The following is a 12,561-nucleotide window of genomic DNA, read 5'->3' as shown; positions in this document are numbered from 1 at the left end:
TGGCGCCGACGCGCCAGCCCGGAGTTGCCACAGGCACAGAGGGCCATAGCGTGAGCGGCCCGCCGCGATGACCGCCGCCCCGACGCGTCCGGCCGGCCCGGCTGTCAGTAGGTCCCGCCCCGCGCCACCTGCGCGACCACCCGCTCGTGCAGCGCGGCGAGGGCCGGGCTGACGGCGGCGGTGAGCGGCGTCGGGTCCGCCAGCCGACGCGCCGGCTCCGGTAGCCAGGCGAGGTCCGCGTCGAACCGGCCGCGCGCGGCGCGTACCTCACCGGCCGCGTCGGCGACGGCCAGCTGACGGCCGCCGCGTATGACCGGCACGAGCAGCGGCGAGCGCGACCGCGGCGAGCGCCTCGGCACGGCGGAACCCGGACAGGCCAGGAGTGGAATCAGTCATGCCCGTGAGGGTGGCGGCGCAACAGAACCACCTACCCGACTCCACCGCAGCGAGTCGAATTGTGGCGTAAGTAAGGGCTCACCCGGGAGGAGGTGCTCCATCGGCATCAGGGCTGCACCACCGCGGGCAGGTGGATGCGGTGCGCGGGCACCCCGGCGGCGAGCCGCCGTGGTTGCGCATCAGCGGTACGAGCACCCGTGCGGACGACCGGGGTGGTGTCCGGTGGCGATCCACTGCGAACACGGACCACGCGTCGTACCCCGCCGCTAGCGTGGCGTCAGCCTCGCCCAGAGACGCTTGGAGGAGCCCGCGATGATCGACCACCTGTCAGTCCAGGTCCGCGACGTGCCGAGCAGCGCCGCCTTCTACGACGCCGTGCTCGCCCCGCTCGGCGGCCGCCGGCTGCTGGAGTTCCCGAACGTCGTCGGTTACGGCCGGGACCGGCCCGACTTCTGGCTGGGCCCGACCGAAACCCGCGGCGAGGCCCGCGAGCTGCACCTGGCTTTCACCGCCGACGACCGCGCCACGGTCGAGGCGTTCCATGATGCCGCCATCAAGGCCGGCGCGGAGGTGCTGCACGCGCCCCGCGTGTGGCCGGAGTACCACCCGACCTACTTCGCGGCGTTCGTCCGCGACCCGGACGGCAACAACGTCGAAGCCGTCTGCCACGCCCCGCAGTGATTGGATCTACCGACATGGAACAGCGAATCAGCCTGATCACCCTCGGAGTCACAGACGTGGCGCGCGCAAAGGCGTTCTACGAACAACTCGGCTGGCGCGGCCAGGAGGTCGAGGAGACGGTCTTCCTCCAGGCCGGTGGGTCGGCGTTGGTGCTGTGGGGGCGGGACAAGCTGGCCGAGGACGCGGGCGTCGACGATCCGGGTGACGGCGGCTTCGGCGGGATGGCCCTGGCGCAGAACGTCCGCTCGCGGGCCGAGGTCGACGAGGTGTTCGCGGCGGCGGTGGCCGCCGGTGCCGAGGTGACCAAACCGGCTCGGGAGACGTTCTACGGCGGCTACGCCGGCTACTTCACCGACCCTGACGGTCACGTGTGGGAGATCGCCTGGAACCCCGGCTTCCCCCTCGCCGAGGACGGCACCATCACCATCCCCGACTTCGGCGCGATGGGCTGAGTCAGGAAGGGGTCACGGCTCGGTTGGCGGGCAGAGCAGCCGGTGCACCAGTGGTAGCTGTAGGGGATCCAGACAGAGCGTGATCAGGGCGGGGTCCGGCGACGGCGTGGCAGTAGTCGGGGCCGGTGCGGTGGGCGTGGCCGATGCGGTGGGCAGAGCCGGTCGGCCAACCGGGGGCGGGTCTGTGGTGGGAGCTGGGCCGGGCGTCGGCACCGAACTGGCGGACGGGACCGAAGCGGTCGGCCGGCCCTCAGCGGTGGGCGACGCCGAAACCGCCGGCGGGACGGGCGTGCCGGTGGTCGACAGCCCGTACGGCGTGGCGCCGGTGGTGGGGACCTGTGTCGCACGGCCAACCGGCCCGGTCCTAGCCCTCTCCGGTGCCACCGGTCCGATGGGGAGGACGGGGGCAACGGCGTCGCCGTCCGCCGGAGCGTCCGTGGCGACGATGACGGCCGCTTCCCTCCGCTGCACAGGGCCGGCCTGCTCTGGCCCGAGAGCGCCCGGGCCCAGTGTCGAGAACACCACGACCCCGACGGCGGCGACGGCGAGCGCCCGGCGGTCGGGGCGCAGCGCTGTCAGCGGGGCCTCGTCCGGCTCGACAAGCGGCGGCGGCGTCGGTCGTGCGCCCTGGTGGGCGTCCAGCAGGGCGTCGAGTTGTGTGGCGACGGCGGCGCGTTCTCCGGCGGCGGCAGCGATGGCGAGGGTGAGGTAGAAGCGGGCGTTCACCGCGGCGCTGGCCGGCACCAGCAGCCCGGCGAGCGGGCCGCGGTCGGTGGTGTGCAGCAGGGTGAGGGGGACGTCGGGGTGGTGGGCGGGGGCCGACAGGTCCGCGTACCTCCACTCGCGCCGGTGGTAACGCCCGGCGAAGGCCACCCGGTGGTTGGTCACGACGGCCATGCCAGCGTCGACGACCCGCAGGCCCGCCGGCAGGGCGTCGCCGGGTGCGTCGGCGCAGGTGAGGGGCCCCGGCGTCGGCAGTCCGACGACGTGCCGTGCCTCGGCCTCGACCAGCTCCGCGTTGGGGAGTACCCGGAAGACGAGTTCGTTGTCGGCGAGGTCCACCGGCAGACCGGTACGCGGCTGCGTGCACCCGAGGAACCCGACGGCCTCGATCCGCAGCCGGGTCAGGTGGTCCTTGCGTCGGAGCCAGGCGACGGCGGCGCTGCGGTACGCGCGTCGCCGCCGCTGGTTCTCGCGCTCGGCCCAGGCGATCCGCCAGTGCGGCTCCAAGGCGGTGGGGCGTGAGGTCACGGTCACACGCGGTACAACCGCTCATGTACGTGACAGGCAACGCGGGCGGGATCGATGCTTCCCTTTGTTCCCGAAAGGAGAGATTTGGCTACCCGCGAGGGCTACCGAGCTCGGACAGCTCGGCCCGGTCGCTCGCGGGGACGATCGCGAAGTGCACCGTCCGGCCGGTCCTGCGCCGCCCGAGGCGGTGCATCAGCGGCACGAGCACGCCGTGCAGCAGCGGGTACTTGCGGCGCAGCGTGCGGGCAGCCATGTCGTACTCCGCGCCTTCCAGCCGCTGGGCGGTGGCCTGGACGGCCGAGCCGGTCGGCACGCCGCGCGCGGTCGACGCCGCCACCGTGACCATCGGGTTGTTGCCGATCCGCCGGGTCTTCCAGGCCCGTTCGAAGCTGCGCACGTACGCCCGGCCGCCGGCCACCGCGATGCTCACCGGCGTCCCGACCGGTCGGCCGTCCCGGCGGTACGTAGTCAGTACGACCGTCTTCTGCGGGCCGAACGGTGCCAGCGCCGGCACACCGGTCGGTGAAACCACGCCGAGCACCCAACCCCGCTCGCGCCACCGGTACGCGAACGCCGCGCCGGCTACCACCACGGCACCGCCGATCGCGAGGGTCTGCCCGGTGGTGCCGCCGAGATTGCGGTCGGCGACGTGCACCACCGTGTGAGCGGTCCCGCCGACCATGTAGCCGGCGAAGGCCACGGTGAGCGCGTCGGACCAGATGGTGGCGAGCAGCAGGGTCACGCCGATGCCGAGCTGGAAGGCACCGATGTCGTGCACGAAGTGCCGGTGCGGCGGGAAGTCGGCCCAGGTGCTGAACGAGGCCGGGGCGAGCATCGCCCACAGCCCGACGACCGCGCTGGCCAGCCCGAGCAGGGCGGCGGAGGTTCGCACGATTGTTCTCATACGCCCATGACGAGACCACGCACCTCGGCGTGACACCCGAACGGCCCGGCTCCGCCAGTGGTCACGACGGGCGCAGCGAGGCGAAGAACTGCGGCGCCCGCTTCCACGGCAGCGCGGCAGGCGACCAGTCGCACGTTGCCGGCCTCTCGCCGCCGGTTGAAAGACGCTCACCGGCGCTTGCCTGGACGCCGGGGCTATCGCGGTAATGCGGGCGTTCCCCTCGCAAGCATGGACTAAAAATAGGGTGTTCTAAATATAGATCACCATGACAGACTGTGCCCCGTCATTGATCAATCACGGGGATGGAGCGGCATGGCCGACAACAGACGTACTCGATATTTCAGCAGGTCCTTGCGCGCGGCGGCATTCGCCGTCGCGCTCGTCCTACCGGTCTCCCTGATCAGCCAGCCGGCTGCCCAGGCGGAGGCCCAGGCGGTGGTCGAGGAACAACTTCCGGCCTGCGCCGACCCGTCCGTACCGGAGGACATCAACCACGCCTCCATCCGGCTCGAAGGACCGACAGCCGGGTCGGAGGTCGCGGTCGATGCGAACGGCAAGATCGCCATCAACGGCTACCTGCACAAGCAGGCCACGATGGTGGACGTCTCGATCGAGAAGACGACCTCGTCCAGCTTCACCTTCGGTCCGCCGCCGCCCGGCGTCACGGACTGGTCCGCCTCGTGGACCACCAGCATGCGCCCGCCGCACCTGGGCCCGGTCCAGGTCTGCTCCCGCGCCGAGCGTGAACCCGGCCGGTACGCGAAGATCCTGCGCGACATCACCGTGGTGGACCTGATCCCACCGAGCAACGTCCCGAACCTGGCGGTCGGCACAATCACGGCGACCAGCGCCAAGGTGAGCTGGGGCGCGGCGACCGACAACTACGGCCTCGCGGGATACGAGGTCAAGGTCGACGGCGGCACGGCGCAGCGGACCACCATCGGCACCCGCTCGTACTCGATCACGGGGTTGCAACCGTTGAGCAACCACACCGTCTCCGTGGTCGCCATCGACCTGGCGGGCAACCGGTCGGCGACGCCCGCCACGACGTCCTTCACGACGGACGCGTTGCCGCCGCCGCCGGACGTTGACGCCGGTCTGACCCTGGACCCCGATGAGGGGGGCGCCATGGCCAGCTGGCACCCGCAGCCCGCCAACGAGGCGAGCTACCGTGCCTACCTGGACGGCGAGATCTACGACCAGTTCGCGCTGGAGCAGCTCTGCGTGGACGGCAACGGCAACGTGGCCAACCCGTGCACGGCGGACAGCGTCATCAAGCTCCCGATCGAGCCGCTCGAGGAGTACACGCCGTACGCGTTCCGGGTCGAGGCGCTGCGCGCCGACGGCACGGTGGCACGGGAGCTCGCCGGTGACTTCACCACGATGATCCATGTGGACGAGGTGTCGGCGGCGACCACGCAGACGACCGCCAGCGAAACGTCGCAGTGCGCCGGCGCCGGTGGTGACTTCTACATCGCGGCCAGCTCACGCGCCACGGTGCCGGTACCCGCCGGCAGCACGGAGATCTTCCTCGGCTGCTACCGGGCGGCGAACAGCAGCTGCCTCGACGCCTTCCTGCCGCCGTCGGGCGAGAAACTGCTCGACTGCGCGGACAACATCACCGACATGCTCTTCGCGGTGGCCCCGTCCGGCCGCGGACCGGTGATCTCCTCGGTGGACGCCGCGCAGGCCCGCCTGCTGGTGCCGGGCCCGGTGGCGCCGATCGCCTGGTGTGCGAGCGGCGCCTGCGCGACGCTGCTGGCTCCCATCGCGGAGACGGTCGAGGTCGTCGCGGCCGCTCAGGTCGCCGCCGCCGGCACCTCGTGGATCGTCGTCGGTGCCGCCGGCATCGGCATCGGTGTCGTGCTGGGCGTCCTGCTCGCCATCCTGTTCCCCAGCACGATCGGCGTGAACGGCCTCATCGAGTACCCGATCGAGCACGACGTCGACTTCGACACGTTCGAGAACTGGGGCCTGGACGAGGGCGAGTGGTACAACAGCCTGAAGGTCTACGCCGAGGTCATCAAGACCACGAAGTTGGTGGCCGACCAGCGCGATCTCGACTTCGCGTGGGACTCCACGGAGGATTCGCGCCTCAAGCGGATCATCGACTCGGCGTGCACGGCCCAGCGCGGCACCCAGGGCAAGGCCGGGTGCGACGACAACGTCATCGTCTACGTCCCCGGCGCCAAGAACTACAAGGGCGCCGACATGACGGAGACCGGCAAGCACATCGTGACCGCGATGGGTGACGGCGGATTCCCGCAGCCGCCGACCCGGGCGGTGTGGTTCTACCCGGCGCGCAGCGTCGGGGGGCAGGCGGCGCGCGCCAAGGGCTACAACCACGGATGGTTCAACAGAGTGGAGTTCAAACCGAACGCGTGCGACGTGCGGGTGCCCGGGCAGACCTGCGACGAGTTCCCGTTCTGGTCCACGAACCAGGCGGTCAACCTGACCGGCCAGGTCGCCAGCCTCAAGCTGGTGTCGACGACGGAGTCGCTGCCGCAGGCCAACGACATCAACGCGTTCTACGGCAAGTGCAAGGTGAACAACAACACCGAGTTCATCGTGCTGCCGGTGAAGCCGTGGGTCGAGGCCGGCGGCACAAGCTTCGCCTTCAAGGTCAGCGGGGGCGGGGCTAGCCTCTGCATGACCCCCACGGCCCCGTAGCCGAGGAGCTTGCTGATGCTCGATGACATGCGCGTGTTGCGCGACGCGGTGCGGGAGTACCGCGTCGCGGCGACGGCTGCCGGCCTCGACTGGCCCGACCAGGGCGAGTCGCCGGCCGGGCAGCCGCCGGACGTGGTCCACCGGATCTTCGGGGTGGATCACGTCGCGGAGCAGCTGACCTGGTTGCAGTCGCAGCGATGGCCCGACCGGCGGTTGCTGCCCAACGCCGGATGGCGGATGCCATGGCCGGAGGGCGGGGACGCGCTGGACTATCTGGGACTGTCGATCGGCACGCCGTTCCCCTGGCGGCAGCAACTGCCCCTGTTCCACTTCGATTTCCTCCTCTACACGTTCGTCCTCGCCGGCGAGCACGAGGGTGAGATCTGGCGTTACGTGATCTCAGAAGACGCCTGGGAGTCCGTCCGTGCCGCCACCAGCCTGGCCGGGCTCTTCGACCAGTGGGCCAGGGGAATCGCCGCCGGGGTGGTCGGCTACGACGAGCACAACAAGTGGCTCCTGGTCGACGACGTGGCCAGGGCTCCCGGCCTCGACCCGCTGGCCTTCCCAGTGGCTCCGGTAGAGGAGACGCTGCTGCAGGCGCGGCAGCGCGAATGCGGAGTGAACATGGCCGTCGTCGAGGAGGGCTTCGAGCACCAGGAGGAGTTGCTCGACGCCATCGACGCCGCCAAGGCGTCGCTCGGCGCGTAGCCCGGGTGCCGGCGGCTGTTCCGGGGACAACCGAAACAGCCGCCGGCCACGCCGGGCGCTAGTCAGCCAGGGCGCCGACCGGCCCGGCTCCCCTGCCGATCAGTACGGGCGCAGCGAGGTGAAAAACTCCCTCATCTCACCGGCGAGCAGGTCCGGCTCCTCCAGCGGCATGAAGTGCCCGCCCCGGCCCGGTTCGCTCCAGTGCCGAATGTCGGTGCAGGCCCGCTCGGCGATCTCCCGGGGGAGGTTGGCCTGCGAGGGTTCGGTGCTCACCGTGAACGCGGCGGGCACGGTGATGTCGGGCCGTGGGGTGTTGTGGTCGAAGTCGAAGTACTGCCGGAACGAGGAGCCGATCGTGCCGGTGGCCCAGTACAGCGTGATGATGGTGAGCAGCGTGTCCCGGTCGAAGCTGTTCGCCAGGTCACCGTGGTTGTCGCTCCAGTCCCGGTACTTGTCGACGAGCCAGGCGGCCAGCCCGGCCGGTGAGTCGACCAGCGCCGCCGCGAGGGTGTCCGGCCGGGTGCCCATGATGGCGCTGTAACCGCCGTCGGTCTCGTCGTACGCGGCTTCGGCGTCCAGGTACGCCTGCTCGGCCGCCGACAGCGGACGGGCGTCGAAGCTGGCCGGGAACGGTGGGTGGATCATGTGGATGCCGGCGACCTGTTCCGGATACAGGGCACCCAGCCAGCCGGTGACCACCCCGCCGACGTCGCCGCCGAAGGCGCCGTAACGCTCGTAGCCGAGCACGTCGGTCATCAACTCGTGCAGCGTCCGAGCGAGGACCGCCCGGGTCACCGGCTCGTCAGGCACCTCCGAGAAGCCGAAGCCGGGCAGCGAGGGCACCACCACGTCGAACGCGTCGGCGGGGTCGCCGCCGTACCGGGCGGGGTCGGTCAGCCGGTCGACCAGCGGCAGCATCTCGACGAAGCTGCTGGGCCAGCCGTGGCTGAGGATCAGGGGCAACGGCGCGGGCGTACCGGCCGGACGGGCCGCGCGGACGTGCAGGAAGTGCAGCTTCCGGCCGCCGACGAGGGCCAGGTGGTGTGGGTAGGCGTTGAGTTCCGCCTCGCGGGCCCGCCAGTCGAACCCGTCGCGCCAGTAGGACACCAGGTCCCGCAGGTAGTCGGGGTCCACGCCACCCTGCCACGGCTGCTTGCCGCTGCGTTCGGTGAAGCGGGTACGGGCCAGTCGTGCCCGCAGGTCGTCGAGGACCGCATCGGATACGTCGATGCGGAACGGGGAGATAGACATTGGTCCTCCGATAAGGAGGGCGCTCCCCGACGCGAATGGTCAGCTGAGGGGGACGGCCGAGTGGAGCGCCCAGACGTGACAGTGGGTGTTCACCGGGCTCACCTCCTCTCGTGGCTGACGGACGTCACCCTACCCGTGGCCGTTGCCGGCCGCGCCATCCGGGTTGGCCGCCGATTCGAGCGGCTCGGTGAGGAAGTCGATGATGAGGCGGTTGCACAGGTCGGGCTTGTCGGCGAGCAGGCCGTGGCTGGTGCCCGGCACCACGGCGAGCTGCGACCGCGGCAGCCCGTCGCGCAGCGCCAGGGTGTGCTCGACGCGGACCTCGTCGTCGTCGGCGACCATCACCAGCGCCGGGCCGGGGTAGCCGGCCAGGTCGGCGACGGTCACCGTCGGCTCCTCGTGGTGCATCCGGTCCAGCTTGGCCTTGACGATCGGGAAGTGCTGCGGCCCGTCCGGTGACACCTCGCCGTGGTACCGCACGAAGAACGCGACGGTCTCCTCGTCGAGGTCGACGGCGCCGTCGATCCAGCCGTCGTGGTGGAACACCCCGGCGGCGAGCACCAGCCGGCGGACCAGGTCGGGGCGGCGCAGCGCCACCAGCAGCGCGACCGGGGTGCCGTCGCTGTGCCCGACCAGGTGCGCCGGCCCGCCGACCACCTTTTCCAGGAACGCGATGGTGTCCTCGGCCATCAGTTGGTAGCTGATCGGGCCGCCCACATCGGGGGTACGACCGTGCCCGCGCCGGTCCGGTCGGTAGACGGTGAACCGTTTCGCCAGCCCCGGCACGTTCTGCCCGAGGGCCCGGGAGTCGGCGAAGCCGGGGTGCAGCAGCACCAGCGGCTCCCCCGCGCCATCGCGCTCGTAGAACGTGTTGACCTCGCCGAGCTGCACGTAGCCGGGCATCCCGGGCTCCCTTCCGGGCGGAGGTGCCGCCCGAGCGTGATGACTCTGGAGTATCGATATACCGCAGAGGTATCACGACCGTCCGACACTGTCGCGCGCCGAGCCGGGCAAAGCCGCCGCCGAGTCGCACGGGCGGCACGGCGGCGGCACGGCGTGGCCGGATCAGGCCGGTTGGCCGGCCTCCGGCGCCTCGTAGACCCGGCGAATGTCCACCTCGACCTCGCCGATCGTCTCGGCGAAGACGTCGGCGAACCGCCGCCCCCACTCCACCGCCTCCTCCTGGGAGCGCACGTCCACCAGCGCGAATCCGGCGATCAGCTCCTTGGTCTCGGTGAACGGCCCGTCGGTGACGGTGGTCTTGCCGCCGGTCACGGTGATCCGGGTGGCGCCCTTGGAGGTCTCGCACAGCCCCTCGGCGGCGAGCAGTATCCCGGACTGCGCCACCTCCTTCATGAAGGCCTCCATCCGGGCGATGAACTCTGGGCTCGGGTCGAACGCCCCCGGCAGGTTCTCGTTGAGCTTGTGCATCAGCATGTAGCGCATCGGTTCGGTCCTCTCGTGATCGATGAAACGACGGTCAGCGGGCGAACTGCCGGCCGCAGAGCGCGGTCAGCCAGGCGAAGATGACGGCGCAGGCGAGCGCCATCCGGACGCTCACGGTGTCCTGGTCGGGCCAGGCCAGCACCACGACGACGGCCAACGCGCAGCCGAGGGAGAACGCCGCCCAGCCACGCTGCCCGGCCCGCCACCAGCCGCGGCCAAAGACCAGGCAGGCGATGGTCAGCGATCCGAAGGCCAGCGCCGCGCCGACGCCGTGGCCGACGGCGTGCCAGCTCAGCGTCTCCGGCGCACCCTCCGGCGCGCCGGTCGGCCAACCCATGCTCGGGTCGGAGACCAGCACCCCGCCGATGATCAGCCCGACACCGTGCACGGCAACCAGCGCCGGCCCCCACGTTCCGGCGGGCTCGCCGCGCAGCGTCCGCCGTAGCCCGACCGCGCCGGCCAGGGCGAGCAGTCCGGTCACCACGAAGTTGGTGATCTGGATCCAGCCCAGGTCGCCGAGGGCGAGCAGGCTCAGCGGTTGCCGGCTCAGGTCGAACCCGTCGCGGGTGAGCACCTGGGCCGCGGCCACCACCCCGAACAGCGGACCGGCGGCGGCCCCGCCGGCCAGCAGCGCCCTTGTCGTCGTACGCCGGGAGCCGACGCCCGCCACCGCGGACCCAGCGCCCATCGCGTTCGCCGTCGTCGTCATGCCGATCTCCTCATCTGTCCCGACCGGCCGGTGGCCGGTCTCGTGCGCCGGTGCGAGCCGGCTTCCACTGACGCGTCGAGCGGTTCGGTCGGGATACGACATGGCGGTTGACATTTCTTCCGGCGATTTTTCAGCGGGTCGGCGCGACGCCCCGGGCGCAGTCGGCGGCGCGGGCGAGCAGCAACGCACGCTCGCGTTCGTTGCTGGTGAGCTGAGCGGCCCGGGCGAACTCAAACCGCGCCTCGTCGTAGCGGCCCAGCTTCGCCAACAGGTCCCCGAGCACGCTGGGCAGCAGGTGGTAGCCGGCCAGCGCCGGCTCGTCGGCCAGCGCCCGGGCCAGGTCCAGGCCGGCGGCCGGGCCGTCGGCGAAGGAGACCGCGACGGCCCGGTTCAGCTCCACGACCGGCGACGGCACGACCCGGGCCAGCTCCGCGTAGCCGGCCGCGATCCGCGCCCAGTCCGTCTCCTGCGGGGTACGCGCCCGCGCGTGGCAGGCCGCGATCTCCGCCTGGAGGGTGAACGGGCCGGGCGGTCCGTCGGCGGCGCGGGCCCGGTCCAGCGCGGCCTGGCCCCGGCGGATCAGCATCAGGTCCCAGCGTCCCCGGTCCTGCTCCATGAGCAGGACCGGCTCGCCGGTGGGGTCGACCCGGGCCGCAGTGCGCGACGCCTGGATCTCCAGCAGCGCGGCGAGCCCGTGCACCTCCGGTTCGTCGGGCATCAGTCGCTGGAGGACCCGGGCCAGGCGCAGCGCGTCCGCGCAGAGGGCCGGGCGCATCCAGTTGTCGCCGGCGGTCGCCGAGTAGCCCTCGTTGAAGATCAGGTAGATCACCTCCAGCACGGAGGCGAGCCGTTCGCCGCGCTCCGCGACGCCGGGCACCTCGAACGGCACCTTCGCGTCGGCCAGGGCTTTTTTGGCCCGGGTGATCCGCTGCGCGACGGTCGTCTCGGGCACCAGGAACGCCCGGGCGATCTCCTCGGTCTTCAGGCCGCCGAGCATCCGCAGGGTCAGCGCCGCCCGTGCCTGCGGCGACAGCACCGGGTGGCAGGCGGTGAAGACCAGGCGCAGCAGGTCGTCGTCGATCCGTTCCTCGAAGGCGGCGTCGAAGTCCGGGGTGAACTGCTCGTCGCCGAGGTCGTGCCCGAGCTCGGCGACCCGGCGTTCCAGCAGGCTCCGGCGGCGTAGCGCGTCGATCGCCCGCCGCTTCCCGACTGTGGTCAGCCAGGCGCCCGGGTTGGCCGGTACGCCGTCGCGTGGCCACTGTTCCAGGGCTGCGACCAGGGCGTCCTGGGCCAACTCCTCGGCCCAGCCGACGTCGCGCACCAGTCCGGCCAGGGCGGCGATCACCCGCCCGGCCTCGATCCGCCACACCGTCTCGATGGTGCGGTGCACCTGCTCATCCCCCATGACCGCCCATCAGAGCAGCCCGGTACCGCCGGGACAAGGAACGACATCGGCGGCGGGCCGTGCCGCGACTGCGGGGATGCGCGGCTGGCCGGTCAGCCGGCGCGCCGGGGGTGCGTCATCGGCCCGGGCAGCGGGCCCCGGGCCGGAAACCGCGACGGCGTACGCGGCGGGTACGCCTCGCAGTGCCCGGCCCACTGGTCGGCGGCGACCACCAGCGCGTCCGCGGAGACGGTGAGGATCAGCGGGTAGATCGCGGTGGTCGGGCGGCGCATCCACGGTGGCAGCGACTCGGCGGAGAACTCGACGGTCAACTCCAGCCGGCGGCGGCGGATCACCCGTGTTCGCAGGGTCAGGTTGGGTTCGGTGAAGCTGACCACCGCCGGGGGCGGGTTCGGGCCGACGGCCGCCTCCGCCTGCCCCCGCAGCCAACTGCCGAGCGCGCGGGCCTCCTCCACCAGGAGACTCGGGTAGTGATGCGACCAGGTCTGACCGTCAGCGGTACGGGCGTCGACCTCGATGAGCAGCCAGTCGCGCCAACCGGGTGCGGACCGGTCGGGGTCGTCGGGCGGATCGATGCCGGGCTGGTAGCCCACTGGGCGGATCCTCAGCCGGGCACCGTCGTCGGACCGGATCTCCATCCGGCCAATTCTGACCGACCGAAGTCGACGAGCGGGCGGAAACCGGCATT

General features: G+C 71.7%; 12 protein-coding genes and 1 pseudogene. 4 read left to right on the top strand and 9 right to left on the bottom strand.

Features of this window, described 5'->3' with window-relative positions:
- Positions 1-104: 104 nt before the first annotated feature.
- A pseudogene (locus OG470_RS12635) lies at positions 105-347 on the bottom strand (nicotinate phosphoribosyltransferase); the annotation flags it as partial.
- Positions 348-708: 361 nt separating this feature from the next.
- Here OG470_RS12635 and OG470_RS12630 point away from each other — a divergent pair.
- Entirely contained in the window at positions 709-1,077 is a 369-nt protein-coding gene (locus tag OG470_RS12630; RefSeq protein ID WP_328423892.1) for a VOC family protein, read from the top strand.
- Positions 1,078-1,091: 14 nt separating this feature from the next.
- On the top strand, positions 1,092-1,529 hold the full coding sequence (locus OG470_RS12625) for a VOC family protein (protein WP_328423890.1): 438 nt from the start codon (positions 1,092-1,094) through the stop codon (positions 1,527-1,529).
- A gap of 12 nt (positions 1,530-1,541) precedes the next feature.
- Here OG470_RS12625 and OG470_RS12620 read toward each other — a convergent pair whose 3' ends face one another.
- The gene (locus OG470_RS12620; protein ID WP_328423888.1) at positions 1,542-2,780 is read right to left on the bottom strand and encodes a hypothetical protein; all 1,239 of its coding nucleotides are present in this window, start codon (positions 2,778-2,780) and stop codon (positions 1,542-1,544) included.
- 88 nt (positions 2,781-2,868) lie between these two features.
- A complete protein-coding gene (locus OG470_RS12615; protein WP_328423886.1) occupies positions 2,869-3,672 on the bottom strand; it encodes a PPOX class F420-dependent oxidoreductase in 804 nt (267 codons plus the stop codon).
- Positions 3,673-3,996: 324 nt separating this feature from the next.
- Between OG470_RS12615 and OG470_RS12610 the strand changes: the two genes are divergently transcribed.
- Both OG470_RS12610 and OG470_RS12605 read left to right on the top strand, forming a co-directional pair.
- Positions 3,997-6,354, top strand: a complete 2,358-nt coding sequence (locus OG470_RS12610) for a fibronectin type III domain-containing protein (protein ID WP_328423884.1) — start codon at positions 3,997-3,999, stop codon at positions 6,352-6,354.
- 15 nt (positions 6,355-6,369) lie between these two features.
- Positions 6,370-7,062 carry a hypothetical protein gene (locus OG470_RS12605; RefSeq protein WP_328423882.1) on the top strand — a complete coding sequence of 231 codons (693 nt, stop codon included), beginning with the start codon at positions 6,370-6,372 and terminating at the stop codon, positions 7,060-7,062.
- Positions 7,063-7,161: 99 nt separating this feature from the next.
- Here OG470_RS12605 and OG470_RS12600 read toward each other — a convergent pair whose 3' ends face one another.
- The 6 genes from OG470_RS12600 to OG470_RS12575 form a co-directional block, all read right to left on the bottom strand.
- Positions 7,162-8,313 (bottom strand): epoxide hydrolase family protein, encoded by a 1,152-nt coding sequence (locus OG470_RS12600; RefSeq protein WP_328423880.1) that lies wholly within the window; start codon positions 8,311-8,313, stop codon positions 7,162-7,164.
- 129 nt (positions 8,314-8,442) lie between these two features.
- Positions 8,443-9,216 carry an alpha/beta fold hydrolase gene (locus tag OG470_RS12595; RefSeq protein ID WP_328423878.1) on the bottom strand — a complete coding sequence of 258 codons (774 nt, stop codon included), beginning with the start codon at positions 9,214-9,216 and terminating at the stop codon, positions 8,443-8,445.
- Between the two features lie 162 nt (positions 9,217-9,378).
- A complete protein-coding gene (locus tag OG470_RS12590) occupies positions 9,379-9,759 on the bottom strand; it encodes a YciI family protein (protein WP_328423876.1) in 381 nt (126 codons plus the stop codon).
- A 34-nt stretch (positions 9,760-9,793) separates the two neighbouring features.
- Positions 9,794-10,468, bottom strand: coding sequence for a DUF998 domain-containing protein (locus OG470_RS12585; protein WP_328423874.1), 675 nt, complete (start codon positions 10,466-10,468; stop codon positions 9,794-9,796).
- A 130-nt stretch (positions 10,469-10,598) separates the two neighbouring features.
- A complete protein-coding gene (locus OG470_RS12580) occupies positions 10,599-11,873 on the bottom strand; it encodes an RNA polymerase sigma factor (protein ID WP_328423872.1) in 1,275 nt (424 codons plus the stop codon).
- 92 nt (positions 11,874-11,965) lie between these two features.
- Positions 11,966-12,511, bottom strand: coding sequence for a WapI family immunity protein (locus tag OG470_RS12575; RefSeq protein WP_328423870.1), 546 nt, complete (start codon positions 12,509-12,511; stop codon positions 11,966-11,968).
- Positions 12,512-12,561: the final 50 nt, after the last annotated feature.

Source organism: Micromonospora sp. NBC_00389 (assembly GCF_036059255.1).
GTDB lineage: Bacteria > Actinomycetota > Actinomycetes > Mycobacteriales > Micromonosporaceae > Micromonospora.
The sequence above is the reverse complement of the archived record's forward strand: the minus strand, read 5'-3'. Positions and strand labels throughout refer to the sequence as shown.

Coding starts and splice junctions, on each gene's coding strand:
- OG470_RS12630 (WP_328423892.1), top strand. CDS start 709: ATGATCGACCACCTGTCAGTCCAGGTCCGCGACGTGCCGAGCAGCGCC.
- OG470_RS12625 (WP_328423890.1), top strand. CDS start 1,092: ATGGAACAGCGAATCAGCCTGATCACCCTCGGAGTCACAGACGTGGCG.
- OG470_RS12610 (WP_328423884.1), top strand. CDS start 3,997: ATGGCCGACAACAGACGTACTCGATATTTCAGCAGGTCCTTGCGCGCG.
- OG470_RS12605 (WP_328423882.1), top strand. CDS start 6,370: ATGCTCGATGACATGCGCGTGTTGCGCGACGCGGTGCGGGAGTACCGC.
- OG470_RS12600 (WP_328423880.1), bottom strand. CDS start 8,313: ATGTCTATCTCCCCGTTCCGCATCGACGTATCCGATGCGGTCCTCGAC.
- OG470_RS12595 (WP_328423878.1), bottom strand. CDS start 9,216: ATGCCCGGCTACGTGCAGCTCGGCGAGGTCAACACGTTCTACGAGCGC.
- OG470_RS12590 (WP_328423876.1), bottom strand. CDS start 9,759: ATGCGCTACATGCTGATGCACAAGCTCAACGAGAACCTGCCGGGGGCG.
- OG470_RS12585 (WP_328423874.1), bottom strand. CDS start 10,468: ATGACGACGACGGCGAACGCGATGGGCGCTGGGTCCGCGGTGGCGGGC.
- OG470_RS12580 (WP_328423872.1), bottom strand. CDS start 11,873: ATGGGGGATGAGCAGGTGCACCGCACCATCGAGACGGTGTGGCGGATC.
- OG470_RS12575 (WP_328423870.1), bottom strand. CDS start 12,511: ATGGAGATCCGGTCCGACGACGGTGCCCGGCTGAGGATCCGCCCAGTG.